This window comes from Haloferula helveola (assembly GCF_037076345.1).
Taxonomy (GTDB): Bacteria; Verrucomicrobiota; Verrucomicrobiia; order Verrucomicrobiales; family Akkermansiaceae; genus Haloferula; species Haloferula helveola.
The window spans coordinates 5,171,782-5,189,784 of sequence record NZ_AP024702.1 but is presented as its reverse complement, the minus strand read 5'-3'; the positions used below and the strand labels follow the sequence as shown (position 1 = coordinate 5,189,784).

Genomic DNA, 18,003 nt, shown 5'->3' with positions numbered 1-18,003 from the left:
GGATCAGGCGGGTTTCTCGACAGCTTTGGGTTCGGCCGGGCCGTCCTTGGTGAAATACCACGAGACTCCGAGCGCGGCGACCAGAAGCAGGATCCAGGCGCGCCACCAGTGATCCTCCTCGGTGTGACGCTCGACAACACCCGCGGTGACTTCATCGACGGTGCTGTCTTCGGCGCAGGCACTGAAATCGGCCTCGCGGGTATCGGCGAAGAACACGGAAGCATCAAGCAGTTCGTTCTCGCCCTGACGCACCCGGATGAAACATGGAGTCTTGGGTGCTTTGAAGCGGACGAGGTCGGCCGCCTTGAACTCGGTCGTCTCGCTTTCCTCACCATCAAGTTCGAGGCGGCGCATCAGAACCGGTTCGGCCGAATTGCCATTGGCGGCGATCTCGATCGGCTGGCCGCTCTCGAGATTCTCGCGGACCGCGGCGACCTTTTCCTGGCGGATGCTTTCCGTGAAACGGTGGAGGCAAACGATGAACGCGGGCTGACGAAGGGCGTTCGAGCGGCGGAGGTCGAAATTGAAACAGAGCTGGCGGCTGGCCGGGCGCTCCTCGGTGGCCGGAACCTCGCGAAGAAAGATCAGCGGCCTCCGCTCTTGCCACAGGACGACGTCGTCGGTGGTGAGGCGCTCGAGCTGGATCGACTCCCGAACCAGCAGCGACTGCCAGTTGAGTCCGGCTACCAGAGCGTGCGCTTCGGCGACGATCCCACCCTTGAGGTAGGCTCCGGGTTTGGTCGTGTCGTTGACGAAGACCGCCGCGTTGCCGTCGGGCAGTCCCGGGTCGAGCGGATCGTAGGCCACCAGCGAGAGGTCGGCGGAAGCCGCATCATTGGTAGGTTCGACATTCTCAAGCGAGTGCACCATCCGCTCCGCCAGCTTCTCGAATTCAGGCGAGGTCGCGGAGAACAACGAGAGCCGCTTGGGCGCCGGAGGAACGATCGGCACCGCGTCATCCAGCGTGAAGCGATCGGGTGAGAGCTCCAAGACCGCTCGCTCCCGCTCTTTCGGGAACGCCGCCTGCAGAGACACCAATGCACCGGCACCGATCTCGAAGGACTTGGGCTCGCTGCGGTTGCCATCGGGGAACCGCAGTGACCATGTCCGGCTGACGGTGCTGTCCGAGTAGTTCCTGACCACCGCGTTCCATACCAGCGCTCCCTCCTTGTTCTCGAACCGGATACCGGTAATGCCCACGTTCTCGATCTTGTCGCCGACCGACAACAGCCGCGCCTCGAAGGGCAAACCCTCGCGTGGAGTGTCCGTGGCGAAGACCACAATGCCCTCACGTGCGACCAGCGACCGGGCTATCCGGATCGCCGGAGTCGGATCAATGACGCCATCGCTGGGATTCCATTCGTCAAGCGCCGCCACGGCATCTTCGATCGAGTCGCCACCGTAGAGACGCTGGTGCAACGAGCCGGACTCCATGACGACCAGTTCCAAAACGGAGGCGGGCCCCTGAAGATCCGGCAACACCTCGAGCAACTCCTCCTTGAGCTCTTCGCGAAAGACGCTCATCGACGCCGAACCATCCAGCACGACGGCGACCCGCTGGGTACTCCGTGCTTTCTGATAACGAGGCTCGGAAAGAACCCAGGCCAGCAGCAGAACCGCCAGCAACTGCATCCACAGAGGCACCGAATTCATCAGGCGGTCGAATCGGCGGCCGCTGATCGACTCCCGCTGCGTCTTCTCGAGGAGGAAGAGCGTCGAGATCGGAAGGTTCTTCGCCTGCCGCTGCAGGAAATGGATCGCCAGCACGGCGGGGATGCCGAGCAGCGCCCAGAGTCCGGCAGGATTGGCGAGAGTCAGCATGGGTCAGGAAATGATTTCGAGGGCACCCATCGGCACCGCTTCGGCAAAAAGCGAGGTCTGCAGGTCAGTCCCACACGGGATGCGCGCAAGCGCGCTTTGGTGGCGCCGGGTGGCATTCTTCCAAAGCGCGAAGTGCTGACCGTAGGTCTCCTTGTAGCGTCGCAGCACCGATGGTTCGACGCGATGCGGGTGGCGGCTCTTGCGCTCGGCATCGATGAACTCGTAGTTGCCGTTCCACTCGGGGTCGGCCTCCGATTGCGAGTAAGGCACCAGCAGGACCGGGGAGCCCTGACGCGCGGCCAGCAAGCGCAGGACCGGATCCGGGTTCCCGGGAAACAGGAGATCCGAGATCAACACGCGGATCGCATTCTGGCGGAAGGGGATTCGCGAGAGATCCGGGACCGCCGCGTGGTCGGTGGACGGAAGACTCTTCGCTTCATCGAACCAGCGATGGCTGGCGATCCCTTCCGAGGCGGTCGGCCGGATGGCATCACCCCGAACGAGATGCACGGTCGTGGCGGCGCCGGAACGCCTCGCCGATTCCACCGCGAAGTAAAAGAGCTCACAGGTCCGCTGCGCCTTCTCAGGCTCGAAGAACATCGAATCCGACGCGTCGAGCACGACGTCCACCACCGGCCTCACCTCTTCCCGATACAGCTTCATCGTGTAGGTTCCGGTCCGGGCGTAGGCCTGCCAGTTGATGTGGCGCGGGTCGTCACCGGGCACGTAGGTCCGGTGATCCTGGAAGTCCAAGGATGACCCGACTCCCGCCCCTTGGAACTCGCCCGCCTGTCCTTTCCAGACTTTCGATCGCAGGGGAAGGCGCAGCCGCCCGGCCGCTGCCAGAGCCTTGCCATGGGCTGATGTCAATTCCTCGGGAGTCATCCTCGCTCAATCAGTTCAGACTCAATTTTCCGGATTTCCCGGAAGCGAAGGAATGCCGCCGGAAGAAGCAGTAGACCGTATCCGGAAGCAACCCAGATCATGGTCAACCGAACCTTCCACACATCAAACTCCGGCTCCAACGATTCCATCACGATACCCGTCTGCGGAAGCCACGCGAAGAACCACAGGAATCCGCGCTGCCCCATCGGGAGCGACCCGGCGATAAACGCCACGACAAACGCGACAATGGTCGAGGCCGCCAGAACGAGCAGGTAGGTGGTCAGGCGGTTTTTCAGCTTTCGATCGAAGAAGGAGATGATGGCCGCAGGCATCAGGAGTGCGCCAAGGATGGAGAAGAGCACCAGATCAAAGCCCGGATACGATCCGCCCCGCACCGCGAAATAGACGGACGCCGCAGCCAACCCGACCACGATCAACGAAAACAAAACCCCGGAGGGCCAGCCGGGATAGAGGACCCGTCCGGCGAGCAATCCGAAGGGTCCCCGTTTGAGGAACGGCGCACAAACCGGCGGAAGCAGCATGAAGGGTTCGGTCAACGCCAGAACCAAAGCGGGAATCCCGAGGATGCAGACGAGGAGAGCCACCGCCTCCTGAGGGATCGGCGCGTAAGCCGCGACGGGGATCAGCAGAATGAGGAGCAGCGCGCTGACCAACCTCTTGATCGTGGTGTGGTTTTCGGCGGCGGGTGCGATCATCGAGGCACCGATGCCGAGAGCGGTCCACCCGAGATATAGCGCGGACAGAACGGTCAGCAGCACTCCCCAGAATGACGCGGGCGTTTGCATCGCCGCGAAGTCGATCATCTCGTCGAACTCACGGTCGAAGCACAGCTGCGGAATCAGGATAAGACCGAAAGCGGCGGCGATGAGCGGAACCAATCCGCGGAGCAGCACGGACGGCACGCAGGATATCCCGATAATGACAGCCGTAAGAACCGCGGAGGCGATGAAGGTGAGCACCATCAGCGATAACTCACCGAACAGGTTCATGTCGCCGAACCAGTAGCGGAGGATGAGGTAGGGAATGATCGCCGCCAGCAGCAGCGCGGACTGGCTGACGATCGAGATCCATTTGCCGAGCACGATCTTCCACGCGCTGAGACGGGTCAGGACCATCAACTCGATCGTCCTTGCCTGCACCTCGCGATGGAGTGAACCAATGCCGCGGACCGGTTGGATTACCAGCACGGCGAGGGCGAAGAACATGAAGATGATGCCCGAAATCGTGTCGCCGGCCCGCTGGGGATTGGCGGAGCCCGCCACCGCCGACAGCAGCACCAGCAGCAGCAGCCCCTGCAGGGTGAGGAAGACAATGACGAAGGTCTTCGCGCGCAATCCCTGGCGAAGCTCCTTCACCAGCATCGGCGATAGCTTGTCACTGAAATCCGCCAGCCGGTCGGCAACAAGAGCCGGTGGGGCGGGCTCGGTTGCGGGTTCCGGGGCGGTGGCTGCGGCTTCTGACATGCAACGGGTTCCGTTCAGTTGGTGCCTGCTGGCGGAGTGAATGCCGGTTCGGCTTCCTGTTGGGGCATCGCCGGAGGCTGCGCATCCTCGCCGCGGTCGAGCCTGCCGAGCATGTCGATGAACGCATCCTCGAGATTCCGCTGCTCCCGGTGGAACTCGACGACCTTGAGTCCGTCGCGGATCATCCGGGCCAGCACGTCAGCCGCCTTTTCGGGGTCGCCGGCCTCGATCCGGATCCGTCCGCCCAGCTTCCGGCTTTCCATGAACTCGACATGGGGATTGACCATGCACCACTCGGAAACCCTGCCGGGATCACCGACGATCTGAACGTCGTAGAGCAACCCACCGGTGATATCGGTGCCGTGCTTGAGCGAGTCGGCGTCGCCGTGGTGGACGATCCGACCCGCGTTGACGAAGAGGAGGGAGTCGCACATCTCGCCGAGCTCGGAGAGGATGTGGGAAGAGATGAAGATCGTTTTCCCCTCGTCCGCGAGAACGCGGATGAGGTGCTTCAGTTCGACCCGAGCCTTCGGATCGAGCCCCGCCGCAGGCTCATCCATGATCAGCACTTGCGGATCATGCAGCAGCGCACGCCCCAGACAGAGACGTTGTGTCATGCCCTTCGACAGCTTGTTCGAGAATCGCTCGGCAAGCGGAATCAGGTCGGTGAACTCCATCACTTCCTGCACCCTCATCCGACGTTCCTTGCCCGAGTAACCGAAGGCACGTGCGTAGAAGTCGAGATACTCGAGCACGGTCATGTGCTCGTAGTTGCCGAAGTGGTCGGGCATCCATCCGATCAGCCGCCGAACTTCTTCCGGATGATGCACGACATTGATCCCGCAGACTTCCGCCAACCCCATGGTCGGGTAGTCGAGGGATGCGAGAATCCGCATGGTCGTCGTCTTTCCGGCACCGTTGGCACCCACGAACCCGCAGACGGAGCCGTGGGGAATCTCGAAAGAGATGCCGTTCACCGCCTTCAGTTGCCCGAAGTAGCGGTAGAGGTTGTGGACGCGGATGGCGCTGGTGGAGTCGGTCATGAAATCTGAAACTCTAAACTTTAAGACTCAATAACTCAGGAGACGCGCTTTCGAATGATTGCAGCAAGAATGCGGACCAATTCATCAGACTCCTGTTTCAGCTCGCGCAACTCCGCCGCCGACTCTGGCGGCAGGCTGTTGCAGTCCGACAGCAGCCGCAGCCACAGCCCCGACTCCCTTGCTTCCTTTTTTGAGATACGGAGACGGTAGGTCTTGTCGTCCCCGCTCAACCCTTCAATGAACTCCACGTAGTTCGCAGCAACGGACCCCGACGAACGAAGCAGCTGCCTGACATCCGGCCACGAAGCCGGATCCCACGATTGTCTCTTGAGAAACAGGCGCGTGACCAGAGCGAAGCGATAGGTTCGCTCCTCAAGGTCGTAGGGTTTTGCCTCGATCTGACGCCCTGAAGTCACGTGCTTGGAATTTCGAGTTTGGAGTTTCAAGTTTCATCGGACGGCCGGCCCGGTGAGAATGGTGTGGGTATCGGACCAGCGAATCGAATCGAAGGTCTCGATCGCCGGTGCCTCGGAAGCGATGGCGACGTAGTGGCCGGAACGCTCGGCACAGCGGTCCAACTGGCTGCGATGACGTGCCGCGAGCAACATCCCCTGATCGCCAATTGCCTTATTGTAGTCGGCCTCGCTGATCGGGGTGCCCTGCGTCGGGCTGCCCGCCTTCAGGTCACTGGCCATCCACCAGCCACCACTACGATCCGCGTAGTAGAGACGCTCGATCGGAAAGTCGAAGGTCGAGACGAAATTCGGCGGCCCCGTTTCGCCCTTGAGTTCGATCCGCCCGCGGGTCGGAACAACAGCGCGTGCCAGCTGCCCCTGCTCGGAGCGACTCTGGAACCAGTCGCCGGTGACCTTGAGGCCTTCATCGCCGAAGGACGCAGTGTAGCGCATCCCGCCACCTCCGGTGCGGGGGGTGAGTCGCGCCCAAGGACTGTCGGCGATCGGTACGGGCGTGATCGCGACATCCTCATCCACTTGGAATCCGCCTCCGAGAAGAACGCCGGTGCGGGAAATCTGCTCCTGCAGGACGTAGGCCCGGTTCTCGCCCGCTTCAGGCCGCACCTCGATCAGCGCGATTCTGGCGCCACGCCCGCCGACACCGTCGCGCAGCAGGATGAGCGCGATCAGCAGCGCGCTGGTTGCCAAGGAAATCACCGGAGTGGTGATGAACAGCTTGTGACGCTTTCCTGACTTCGCGAACACGAACAGGTTGATCGGACCCACCAGCACCCCGAAGGCGATCAGCACGACGACAAAGATCGCGTAATCGAAAGTCTGTTTGCCGAACTCCTCATGCAGCGGCCAGCGCACGGAGAAGTCCTCGCTGATGCATTCGTTCAGCCCGCGGATCTTGGTCGCGCCCGCCCGATGAAATCGTCGGACGGTATCATTCGCGTTCAACGCCGTGGGCCCGGAAATGGTGCTGATCGACACCTTGCCGAAACCGTAGTCCAGATCGTTGCCCTTGGTTTCCCCCTCGATCCCGAGCGCCCCGAATGTCGGCGCGCTGCCGCTCGCATAGAAGACCATCCGGCCACCGAGGCGGATCCACTGGAGAATCGAACTGGTCGCCCCGGGCGACATCTTGCGCCAGTCGTCGGGGGTCAGCATCATCAGGTCGTAGCCGGAGTAGGCCCGCCAGTCCTCCGGCATCTTCGACGGTGTGAATCGGGCCGCGAACGAATGGCTGCCGTATCCGCCGCTGGTGCTGTTGAGCGCCGCGTCGAGGGCCGACGAGTTCGGCGTGTAGAGCACCTCGCTCATCAGGGTCGCCGGACCCTCCGGATGGAAATTCGATGGGATCGAGCCCCGGTTCCCGCCGAAAGATCCCGTCATCGAGACCTCGACCGTGGTGGATCCGTATCCACCGGTGCTGTCGAGTTCGGTCGTCAGGGGGATCAGGAGATCGGTCGACCTCGCTGTACCTGCGTCACTGCCAACCGTGAACTCGGACTCGAGCTGGCTTCCTGCCTCGTCGTAGCCGGTCGACGACAGGGTGTCGAAATTGAGCTGTCCGTTGGTTTTCCGCTGGTTGACGACGCTGACCCGCACCGGCAGGTAACCGGTCGGCGGCGCCATACTGAAGAGCGCCTCGACCTCGATGCGCGTCTTGTCCTTCGGATGGGTCGGACGGGGCGCCTGGATGAAAAGGTTCTCCTGGGCGAGCAGCGGTGACCCGAGGGCCAATCCGGCGAGCAACAATCGTCGGAACATAAACCGGTCAGGCGGGGGTGGCGGTGCTCATGGTCTTCGGCGTCGCTCCGGAGTGCGCCGGAACTTCTTCAAGGATCGAACGAACCACATCGTTGTTGGTCAGGCCTTCGACCCGCGCGTTGTACTCGAGAACGATCCGGTGCCGCAGCACCGCCGGGGCGACGAAACGGACATCTTCGAACGATGCGTTCGTCCGCTCGTTCATCAGGGCACGGGCCTTGGCCGCCGAGGCCAGCGAGAGCGCGGCACGGGGGCTGGCACCGTAGCGGATTCCACGGGCGGCCGCCGACTGTCCCGGATGGGTCGCGTCGACGAGACGGGCGATATAGTTGCCGACGACCTCCGGAAGAAAGATTCGGCGCACCAGGTCGAGCGTCGACTGCAGGGTCGACTGGTCCATGATTGCTTCGACCGTCGGCTCGGTTCCGAGTTCGCGGTGGTTGACGATGCGCTCGAGGGTGGCGACGTCGTTGCGGGTCACCTCGAGTTTGAAAAGAAAGCGGTCGAGCTGGGCCTCCGGAAGAGGGTAGGTGCCCTCGAGCTCGATCGGGTTCTGGGTCGCCAGCACGAAAAACGGCTTCGGCAGGTCGTGGGTCTCGCCGAGCACCGTGACGCGGCGCTCCTGCATCGCCTCGAGGAGAGCCGACTGCGTCTTCGGCGAGGCCCGGTTGATTTCGTCGGCGAGCACGATGTTGGTGAACAGCGGTCCCGGCTGGAAGACGAAGGACCGTCGGCCGTCAACTTCCTGGAGGACGGGGTTGCCGGTGATGTCGCCGGGCAGGAGATCCGGTGTGAACTGGACCCGCTTGGTGCCGAGCCGGAGCGTCTTCGAGAGCCCCTTGACCAGCTCGGTTTTCCCGAGTCCCGGCAGGCCCTCGAGAAGGATGTGGCCCCGCGCGAGGATCCCGGTCAGGACCAGCTCGATCAGCTCCTCCTGACCGAAAAGGACCTGATTCAGGGCGGCGCTCAGCGAGCGGACGTGCTTGCCGGCTTCGGAGACTTCGGTTTCGGAGGCGAATTCCATGGTAAAAGGGATCTAACGAGGACGATTCGGGGCCGATTATTGGAAGGTCCGATGAAGTTGCGATGAAAAACGGGGCGGATCTTTGGACTGTCGGGCCGGGAAGCGGCCATGCCGGAGAAGCGCTCCGGAGCGCCCCATCCGTCTCCGCACGTAACGGGCAGGACCGGGATCGGCTTGTGGAGAATGCGCTTGGACGTCTCGCGGCCGGTCCGTAGCTTTCCCGGGAAGAGATGGCTTGGTTCAAACAGCTCAAGGAGCGCCGCAAATACAAGAAGTGGATCGCCGACGGCCGCCCGGTACCGCCGCCCCCGCTGGCGAAGCAGGAGATGCACCTCGACTACGCCAAAAGGTTCGACCTGAAGCTTTTTGTCGAAACCGGCACCTTCAAGGGAGACACCGTCGAGATGATGCGCCCGTACTTCGAGCGGATCTACTCGATCGAGCTGGCCGACAAGTTTTACGGGGAGGCGAAGAAGCGCTTCGCCGGTGTTTCGAAGATCGAACTTTTCCACGGCGACAGCGGCAAGCTGATGCCCGAGGTGGTGGCCAAGCTGGATGCGCCGACCTTGTTCTGGCTCGACGGTCATTATTCCGGCGGCGACACGGCCCAGGGTGAGCTCAAGGCCCCGGTATGGCCCGAACTCCGCGCGATCTTCGCGGGCATGAAGGAGCGTTTCGTGGTGCTCATCGACGATGCGCGCTGCTTCCGGAATGTCGGAGGCGAGGACTACCCGGCGGTGAGCGACATCGAAGCCTGGGTCGCGCAAGAGCGTCCCGATCTCGGCCTCGAGGTCGAGATGGACTGCATCCGGATCGCTCCGAAGCTCTCCTGAAGAAGGTGTCATGCCCGACCGCACCGCAGGCCTGCTCTTGCCGGTCTTTTCGCTGAGGCGGGAAGGGGGACTGGGAATTGGCGACACCCGCTCGATGCGGGAATGGATCGAATTGGTCGCAGCTCACGGGGTAAAGCTGATCCAACTGCTCCCGATCAACGAGACCGGCAGCGACGACAGCCCCTACAATGCGATCTCATCGGTCGCGCTGGATCCGGTCTACCTCGCGATGGAGGACGTGCCGGGCGTGACATCGGAATCGCTTGCCAAGGCCCCGGCTCCTCCGAGTTCCGAACGGGTCGACTACGACTACGCCCGCCAATGGAAGCGGGCTCTGCTTGAGGGTGCGTGGAATTCGTGGCCTGATGCCGAATCCGCGCTGCACGAGGAGTTCGCCACCTTCCACAAGGAGGAATCGGGGTGGCTCGAGAACTACTGCATCTTTCGTAGCTTGGTTCAGTTGGCCGGCACCGAAAGGTGGGGAGACTGGCCCGAAGGGTGGCAGCAGGTCGATGGTGCCAACGCCGCCGCTGACGGCCACGAGGATCTCCGGGCGTTCTATGCGTGGATCCAGTGGTTGTGCTTCCGACAGTGGCGGGAGGTCCGGACATTCGCCGACAGCCGTGGCGTGCGCCTGATGGGGGACATCCCGATCGGGGTCAGCCGCAACTCGGCCGATGTGTTCTTCGGACGTGACGACTTCGACCTCGACTGGTGCGGAGGAGCGCCGCCTGAGACGGTTTTCAAGCACGACGCCTTCATCCGCAAGTGGGGCCAGAACTGGGGCATTCCACTCTACCGCTGGGACAAGATGGAACGCGAAGGATTCCCATGGTGGCGACAGCGCGTGAGCAAGCTGGTCGACATCTTCCACGTGTTCCGGATCGATCACGTGCTGGGATTCTACCGCATCTACGGTTTCCCCTGGCAACCCGAGCGCAATGCGGAGTTCCTGCCGCTTTCCGAGAAAGAGGCGAAGAAGCGAACCGGGGGAGTCCTGCCACGGTGGGTTCCACGACCCGACGATACGAAAAAGCACTGCGCCGCGAACCGTGCGGAGGGGGAGACGCGATTGAAGATGGTGCAGCAGGCCGCTGGCGACGGCGAAGTAGTCGGTGAGGACCTCGGATGCGTGCCTGACTACGTGCGGCCACATCTCTACTCCCTCGGCATCTGTGGCTTCCGCATTCCGCATTGGGACTTCGACAAGAAAGGCAAGGTCATCCCGGGTGACGAGATCCCCGAGACCTCGTTCGCCACCTATGCGACCCACGACCATGACTCGATTCCGGCCATGTGGGCGGACTTCCATCGTCGTGCCTCCGCCGCCAATGACGACGAGGACGACCGGATCGAGACCGCTGCCGGATTGAAGCGCCTTGCCGACTTCGGCGGCATCGAGGGTCTCGGAGAGTTCGATGACGACAAGTTGTGGGCCCTGATCGACGCATTGATGGCCTGCAACTCCCGCTACGCCGCGATCATGGTCACCGACCTGTTCGGCATGACGGACCGGATCAACAGCCCGGGCACCGTCGGATCGGCCAACTGGACCTTCTACCTGCCATGGAGCGCCAAGGACTGTGCCGGGCGCTCCGAGTGGGCACGACTTGCGGAGGCCATCCGGAAGGGGAATCGCTAATCAACGGTAGCTCAGCAGCGCGGTCGCGCGGCAGTCCTTGTTGGCAACAAAGCGGATCCAGTAGGCAGAGAAGGCCTCCGGGAACTCGTGGCGCGCGGACGTTCCTGCGCTCACGCTGAAGCTTTCGTAAGGAACCCAGGTGCCATCGCCATGAACATCGATCTGCGCCGTGATGGTTGCCGAGCCTTCGGCAAGTGCGAGTTCCAACGACTTCCGGTCATAAGCCGTAATGAGGTAGGGGTCCGAAGGGACACCCGCCTTCACCTCCGAATCGGCCCAAGGCCCGCCTTCGCCACGCGGCTTTCCAAGCTTCCAAGCGTCGTCGATCGCGCCGGCCCACAAGGCCACCTTGCCATCGTCGGAGCGAAGGATGTGCGGATTGTTGGCAGGAGCATCAGTCGCCACTCCGGACATGATGAAGAGCCCCCGATAGGAACAGAAATCGTGAACCCGGCGGTGATGCGTCGCGACCGGCCGAACCTTCGAGATGCCCCCGGCATTGCGCGCGGGCAGCTCATAAAAGCTTCCCTCAACATGAAGGAGGTCGCGCTCGGTCGCCACTTCCCGGGCAATGCGATAGCTCGAAAATGGATCGCCATCCTCCGGGGCTGCGCCCTTCGGCAGGCGCCAGCGCTTGCCCTCATCGTCGGTGTAGATCACGGATGCGGCATCCATGGATAGGACATCTTTGGGAATCGCCGCCCGGTTGCGCGTGTACTCATCGAGTTCAGTATCATCGACACGCTTCAGCTTCAACTCGGCGTTCAATTCGTAGTAGCCAGCGGGCTTACCGTTCGAGCCGAGCGCCGCGAAGGACAGCGTCTTCATCCCTCCGCCACGCGCACGCACGATCCCACCCGTGTGGGCTTCTCCAGACTTCGCCAAGCCCGCGAACATCGGATCGGCCTCGTCCTCGCGGGAATCCTCCGAACGATAGGTGAAAACGGCGGAGCACCCGACGAGCGGAGTTTCGCTTCGAAGCCGGATCCACTCGCCTTCTACCTTCCGGTCAAAGCTGACGAAGCGATAGCCGTTGGGAGCGACCTCGACCTCCCGTTCCGCCGTCCACTCGCCGGATCCGTCACCAGTCTCGACGAAAATCGTGGCGGGCTTGTCGGATCGATGATGGACGTGAAGCCCGCGGATCGGATACCCGGCAAAAAGGTAAGGGTCAGAGGCTTTGCCCGCTGCGACATCTTCATCCAGCCACACCGCCCCGCGTCCGATTGCCGGACCCAGTTGGTCGAGTTGCTCCGGTTCGACGAACCACAGGTTCGACTGGGACTGCGGAGCCGCCACTTCGCCCTTCGCTTTTCGCTTGTTCAGGAATTCGTTTTTCGCGGTGTCGTCGCAGCCGAAAACCAACCGGTCGTTCCACCGACAGAAGTCGCCAATGACCTTGAGATAGTTCGATCGCGGTCGGATCCCGGTCAACGTGCCCGCTCCGAAGTCCTTCGGGAACTTCCAGAACGTGCCATGCATCGTCATCAGGAGTTCGTCCTCACCGATATCTCGAATTCGCGGCCACTCGGTGTTCCACCCGTGGGCGCCGTCGTAGGAGTGCGAGCCTTTCGGCATCCGGAAAAAGCGCCAGCCTTCGTCCGCCGTGCGCAGCCCGAGCAGCAGCGATTTGTGATCCCAACCCACGGCCCAGATCGGGTCGGTCGCCGGATCGGAATTGCCGTGGATGCCTCCGGGACCGGTGACTTCGGTGAACTGGTTGCGACGGACGATCTTCCAGTGATCCGCCACACCATCCCACTCGGCGAGCACGCCCGACGACACGTCTGGTCGCTTGCGGGCGCCGGGGCCGTGCTCCCCGTTGTTTGCATAAACGTAGACACCTTGGCCGGAGTAGAAACCTTTGCCGTGGTATCCCGGCAGCCCGGCCTTTCGCGGGCTGTCCTTCATCGCTTCGTCGCCCCAGAGTTCGGTCACCTCGAGCGATTTCACATCCACCTCGTAAATTCCTTCCTCCATCGTTGCGAAAAGGATTTTGCCTTGGGGATCCGTCAGATGCCTCGCGTTGCCGGTTGGCCGCCCGAACATCTCCGAGTAGGGAATCGTGCGAACGTTTCGATCCGAGTCGATCGCGTAAGGACCGATGAAGAGTTGCCCGGAATCCTTGTGGATCATCCGGTTGGCAGGGGTTCCTCCGATCGACTCCGGTCGGATGATCTGCTCCAGCGACGGGGTGATTTCGTAAAGCTTGTCGGTCGACCCCTTCGGATAGTGGGGCGCGTAGGTGATCACCCATAGCCGGTCGGCCCACGGAACCACCGCGCCGGTGCCACACTCACCCTCCTCGTTGAACATGGCCAGCTGCGGGTAGATCCCGGACAAATGGACCGGCTCAGCAATGGCGAAACTCGATGCGAGGAGAAGGACTGTATGACGAAGCATGGTCGTGAGGGATTTGGGTCGTTGCCATCCGGGCAAACACTGCGGCGCTCCGGACACTGCTACGGTGTCGCGTCCAGATTAATGTGACACATCAAAACTTTTGCACCCAGAAGCCGCTGTCACTCCGCGGACCGATTCCGCCTCGCAATCGGCGCCGGACTCGAAGCGATCGCCGCCTTCTCCTCTTCCAGTGCGGTGACGAGATTGCCTTTCACCGTGGCAAAGGCGGGGTCGCTCGCTAGATTGACGAGTTCGCCCGGATCGGTATCGAGATCGTACAACTCCTCGAACGTCACGTTCGTGTTGTTCGCGGCATCCGTGCGCGACGCATAGGTGCGGATCAGTTTGAACTGCTCCGTCCGGACCGCGTCGTGAGGCTCGGCGTCGAGCGACGACTCATCGACCACCGCCTCGTAGTAGAAGCGCTCTCGCCACGGAACGCCGGGATCCGCAACGAGTTCCTTCAGGTCCTTTCCCTGCAGATACCCGGGGACATCGAGACCCGCGATCCTGTAGAACATCGGAGTCACATCGATGTTCAGCGTGATCTTCGACTCGACCCGCGGCGTCACTCCCGGACCTTTGACGAGAAGCGGAATCCGGCACGCCTCCTCGTAGGCGAGCACCTTGGAGGTGAACTTGTGATGACCGGTCTGCCATCCGTTGTCGCCCATGAAGACGATCCACGTGTTGTTCGCGATCGAGTCGGAACTGTCGCCATCGCTATTCGGATCGTCGAGACGCGAGAGCACCCGTCCGATCTCGGCATCGAGCGCGGTGATCGCCGCGTTGTATTCCAGCTGGTGCTGCTGGACGTTGTCCTCTCCGACGGTCGCGTTGCGGACCCCTGCGGCGGGATTCGTGTATCCACCCGGACCACCGTAATCCTCGGTTGCCGACTTGGTGACAAATCGTGAGGTCGCGAGATAGGGCGGCTTGGTCGAAAGGCTATCACTCCAGTTCCCGGGAACCGTCATGTCGCCCACATCGTAAGTTGCCCGGAATCCGCCAGAGCTGCCCCAAGGGGTATGCTGGACCTTGTTGGCGGGATCGGTTTTGACATCCGGATACTTGAGAGATCCGTCGACATGCGGCACCTGGTTGCACCACCACATGAAGAACGGCTCGTCGGCATGGTTCGCGGTGTGGTCGGCGATCCAGTCGATCACGACATCCGCCATGAAGGTTTCGTAAAAGGTTCCTCCAAGTCCTCCCGCGACCCCGGGGATGTTGGTATTGATGTTCCGGTTGAACCACGACCCGTTGGAATTGATCCGTGCCCATTGGGCGAAGCCGGCGGCTTGCGGAGTGGTGCCGAGATGCCACTTGCCTGCCTGCGCGGTCCGATAACCGGCCTCAGCCAGGTCGTGAACGAAGGTCGCGGCCGGATACTTCAGCGGATCCGACAGGGTCGGCACGCCGTTTCGAGTGCCGTAGAGCCCGGAAAGAACGGCCGCGCGGGCGGGGGAGCAGATCGCCGTGGTTGCGAACGCGTGCGAGAACCGGACGCCGGAGTCGGCCAGCGCGTCCAGCGCGGGGGTCCGGATCGAAGGGTTCACCTTTCCCAACAGTTCGTGTCTGTGATCATCCGAGAAGATGAAGAGGATGTTCGGTCGCGCCGGTCGCGCCAAAGTCGGTCCAACGATGGGAACGGCCAGCGCCAGAGCGGCCAGAAGACGGAGACAGGAGGAAATCATGGGTTTTGGGGTCTGAAGGCGGGTCTTGGAACCTAGGTGTCGCGTCTCGTCGTTTTTAGCACTGCAAACTTCAGGAGGCCGCCCGATTCAAGCAGGCCGGTCATCACTGGTTTTTTCGGGTGTTACTTTGCGCTGCCCGCCACACTCGTTCTGTGGAGGGAGTTTCCTTCCGCAAATCCATGAGTCCGACGCCCCGAAAACCCCTCCGTCCGGAGGACTTCAATGACCTGGTCCGCGAGCACGAGGGCTGGATCCGGGGCTTTTTCCGGGCGCGGGTGCGCGACTGGACCGCGGCCGATGACCTGGCTCAGGACGTTTTCGTTACCGCCTACCGTGGACTCAGGAAATTCCGTGGCGACTCGAGCGTCGGAACCTGGCTTCGTGGAATTGCAGTCAATCACCTCCGAAATTTCATCCGGAAACGCCGAGAGCAGTGCATCGGCGGCAGTGAGGAACTCCAACTATTGATGGATCCGGTCGAAGCCCGTGAGTCGGAGCGCCACGAAGGAGGGCGGCTCGACGCCCTGCGCGAGTGCCTCAGTCGCGTCGACGGCCCGGCGCGCCAACTGCTCCAGCAGCGCTACGTGGTCGGACAGACGGTGCGCGAACTGGCATCGGAGAGCGGCAGGGGGTATTCGGCACTCACCATGCAACTCCACCGCCTCCGGGAGTCGCTTGCCGAGTGCGTGAAGAAGCAAACCCGAAGCAGCCTGTCATGAAACCGGAGGAAGCCATTGCACGAATCCTCGCGAACACCGCTGATCCCGGCGAGGTTGAGGAGGTCATCCGTCAACTCAAGGCGGATCCGGAGGCACTCCGCCGTTTCGTCGAACTCGCGGAGATCGACGGCCTCATCGGTCCGGCCCTCGAAGACGACCTCAGAAGGGAGCGCCGCTTCCAAGCGGTCGAGGGTGCGGTCCGACACGCCGACCGCGAGGATTTTGTCGCAGGCGTCCGTCAGCGCATCCGCATCCGCCAGGCGGCCCGTTATGGAATGGCGGTCGCCGCTACCGTGGTGATCGGACTCTTTCTCTCGTGGCTTCTTCTGCCTGAGAACCGCGGCCCGGTGATGGCAACCATCCAACGCACCGAGAGTGTTCCCGAAGGATCACTCGTAAAGGCGGGCACCGCACTCGTCGCCGGGGACTCGGTGATCTTCGAATCCGGACTTGCCGAGCTTCAGGTTGGAGACAAGGGGACGATGGTTCTTGAGGGCCCAGCCGAGCTTCGTTTCGACGGACCGATGCGTGCGGTCCTGAATCGTGGCCGCGTCGTGATGCGGGTCACTGAAGCCGGTCATGGCTTCGAAGTCGCAACTCCCAAGGGCAAGGTGATCGATCTCGGCACCGAGTTCGGCGTTGCCGTGACCGATGACGGTGAGGTTGAAACCCACGTTCTCGACGGCGAGGTCGAAGCGGTGCCGGATAGCGGTCCGAAGGTCCGTCTGACCAAGGCCAACGCGCTGCGTTTCGGGGATGCCACCACAATGGTGGCCGATAGCACCGCCTTCTACACCAAGCTTCCGCCACTGCACCGCGAGACTCCTTCCGGCATCCTCTGGCGGTTCGACGAGGGCAATGGGCACTTCTCCGAGTCCGATCCCGAAGGTGATCCGATGGTCTTCCACGCGGAGAGCCACGGGCAGTCACCCGAGTGGGTGGACGGCGTTTTCGGCGAGGCGCTGGCACTCGACGGCAAGGGCGGATACCTTGAGTCAGGCTTCCGTGGCATCGGAGGCGCGGATCCGCGGACCGTCTGCTTCTGGGTCAAGGTTCCCGAGGACTTCTCGATCAAGCAGGGTTTCGGAATCGTCTCCTGGGGTCATTGGCGCAGCGAAGGATGGGGTGAGGTCTGGCAGATTTCCGTGAATCCGCTGGAAGAGGAGGGCCTCGTCGGCGGACTCCGCGTCGGCCTGCACGGAGGGCAGATCGTGGGTGCCACCGACCTGCGGGATGGCGAGTGGCATCATGTCGCGGTGGTTCTCTACGAAGGCTCGCAGCCGGACGTCGGAACCCATGTCGTGGTCTACATCGACGGCGAACTGGAATCCCTTTCCAGCCGCACGTTGCAGAAGGTGAAGACCCGTATCAACACCGCGACCCACGGAGTCTGGGTCGGGCGAAACGTGACCACTGCGGATGGGCGTTTCGCTTCTCATGGTTCGTTCTTCCGGGGGGAAGTCGATGAACTCTCGATTTTCCACGGAGCACTGAGCCAGCGTGAGATCCTGAGCCTGAAGTCGGAAAACCGGCTTCCGGCCCGCTGAACGGACAAAGCGGAGATTGCGCATTGACCGGGACGGCAAAAGGGGCCGACTAACGGTCGTGCAACGCCGATGAAAGTCCGCTCCGCAGATTTCGAAACCAGCGCTCCCGAGTATGAGCTGTGCCCGCCGCCGAACTTGCCCGAGTTCGCGTTCATCGGGCGCTCGAACGTCGGCAAGTCATCGCTGCTCAACATGCTGACCGGCCGCAAGGCGCTGGCCAGGGTCTCGGCCCGGCCCGGCGCCACGCAGATGATCAACTTTTTCACGATCAACGGCAACTGGTCACTGGTCGATCTGCCCGGATACGGCTACTCGAAGACTCCGCAGGCGGTGCGCGAGAATTTCCAGAAGGCGGTTTCCGATTACCTCGCCAACCGCGAGAGCCTGAGCTGCGTATTCGTCCTGATCGACGGCCGACTGACACCGCAGAAGATCGATCTCGATTTCTGCGACTGGCTCGCGGTCGGCGGCGTGCCCTTCGTGATCGCCTTCACCAAGGCGGACAAGACCAAGGCCGGGAAGCTGAAGTCGAATGTCGAGGCCTTCCTCGCCGAGCTGGCGGATCGGGTGGAGGGCGAGCCCCGGTGGTTCGTCACCTCCGCCCCGGAGAGCAAGGGCAGGGAAGAAATGCTCGAATTCATCGGGCAGGTCCTCGAGTCCTGTTAGGCAGCTTT

At 62.4% G+C, this 18,003-nt stretch carries 14 protein-coding genes; 5 read left to right on the top strand and 9 right to left on the bottom strand.

Features of this window, described 5'->3' with window-relative positions; all coding sequences use genetic code 11:
* Positions 1-3: 3 nt before the first annotated feature.
* From HAHE_RS19730 to HAHE_RS19700, 7 genes are read right to left on the bottom strand one after another with little or no spacing between them, the layout of a single operon-like run.
* Positions 4-1,821 (bottom strand): BatA domain-containing protein, encoded by a 1,818-nt coding sequence (locus tag HAHE_RS19730; RefSeq protein WP_338686916.1) that lies wholly within the window; start codon positions 1,819-1,821, stop codon positions 4-6.
* A gap of 3 nt (positions 1,822-1,824) precedes the next feature.
* Entirely contained in the window at positions 1,825-2,706 is an 882-nt protein-coding gene (locus tag HAHE_RS19725; protein ID WP_338686914.1) for a DUF58 domain-containing protein, read from the bottom strand.
* Entirely contained in the window at positions 2,703-4,190 is a 1,488-nt protein-coding gene (locus tag HAHE_RS19720) for a hypothetical protein (RefSeq protein ID WP_338686913.1), read from the bottom strand. Before HAHE_RS19720 ends, HAHE_RS19725 begins: the two co-directional genes overlap by 4 nt.
* A 14-nt stretch (positions 4,191-4,204) precedes the next feature.
* Entirely contained in the window at positions 4,205-5,233 is a 1,029-nt protein-coding gene (locus HAHE_RS19715; RefSeq protein WP_338686911.1) for an ABC transporter ATP-binding protein, read from the bottom strand.
* Positions 5,234-5,268: 35 nt separating this feature from the next.
* Positions 5,269-5,649 carry a four helix bundle protein gene (locus HAHE_RS19710; protein WP_338686909.1) on the bottom strand — a complete coding sequence of 127 codons (381 nt, stop codon included), beginning with the start codon at positions 5,647-5,649 and terminating at the stop codon, positions 5,269-5,271.
* A 33-nt stretch (positions 5,650-5,682) separates the two neighbouring features.
* Positions 5,683-7,464: a hypothetical protein gene (locus tag HAHE_RS19705; protein ID WP_338686907.1), complete on the bottom strand. Its 1,782-nt coding sequence runs from the start codon at positions 7,462-7,464 to the stop codon at positions 5,683-5,685.
* Between the two features lie 7 nt (positions 7,465-7,471).
* The gene (locus tag HAHE_RS19700; protein WP_338686906.1) at positions 7,472-8,488 is read right to left on the bottom strand and encodes an AAA family ATPase; all 1,017 of its coding nucleotides are present in this window, start codon (positions 8,486-8,488) and stop codon (positions 7,472-7,474) included.
* A gap of 230 nt (positions 8,489-8,718) precedes the next feature.
* Here HAHE_RS19700 and HAHE_RS19695 point away from each other — a divergent pair, with 230 nt between their 5' ends.
* Positions 8,719-9,321, top strand: coding sequence for a hypothetical protein (locus HAHE_RS19695; RefSeq protein WP_338686904.1), 603 nt, complete (start codon positions 8,719-8,721; stop codon positions 9,319-9,321).
* 10 nt (positions 9,322-9,331) lie between these two features.
* Positions 9,332-10,963, top strand: coding sequence for a 4-alpha-glucanotransferase (locus tag HAHE_RS19690; RefSeq protein ID WP_338686902.1), 1,632 nt, complete (start codon positions 9,332-9,334; stop codon positions 10,961-10,963).
* Here HAHE_RS19690 and HAHE_RS19685 read toward each other — a convergent pair whose 3' ends face one another.
* Positions 10,964-13,366, bottom strand: a complete 2,403-nt coding sequence (locus HAHE_RS19685) for a hypothetical protein (RefSeq protein WP_338686901.1) — start codon at positions 13,364-13,366, stop codon at positions 10,964-10,966. It abuts the gene before it with no gap.
* 119 nt (positions 13,367-13,485) lie between these two features.
* Complete coding sequence (locus HAHE_RS19680) at positions 13,486-15,063, bottom strand: sulfatase-like hydrolase/transferase (RefSeq protein WP_338686900.1); 1,578 nt, start codon at positions 15,061-15,063, stop codon at positions 13,486-13,488.
* A 179-nt stretch (positions 15,064-15,242) separates the two neighbouring features.
* Here HAHE_RS19680 and HAHE_RS19675 point away from each other — a divergent pair, with 179 nt between their 5' ends.
* The 3 genes from HAHE_RS19675 (at position 15,243) to yihA (ending at position 17,995) form a co-directional block, all read left to right on the top strand.
* The gene (locus HAHE_RS19675; protein ID WP_338686899.1) at positions 15,243-15,782 is read left to right on the top strand and encodes a sigma-70 family RNA polymerase sigma factor; all 540 of its coding nucleotides are present in this window, start codon (positions 15,243-15,245) and stop codon (positions 15,780-15,782) included.
* A complete protein-coding gene (locus HAHE_RS19670) occupies positions 15,779-17,329 on the top strand; it encodes a LamG-like jellyroll fold domain-containing protein (RefSeq protein ID WP_338686898.1) in 1,551 nt (516 codons plus the stop codon). The genes HAHE_RS19675 and HAHE_RS19670 overlap by 4 nt, the downstream gene beginning before the upstream one ends.
* A gap of 69 nt (positions 17,330-17,398) precedes the next feature.
* Entirely contained in the window at positions 17,399-17,995 is a 597-nt protein-coding gene (gene yihA, locus HAHE_RS19665; protein WP_338686897.1) for a ribosome biogenesis GTP-binding protein YihA/YsxC, read from the top strand.
* Positions 17,996-18,003 lie beyond the last annotated feature (8 nt).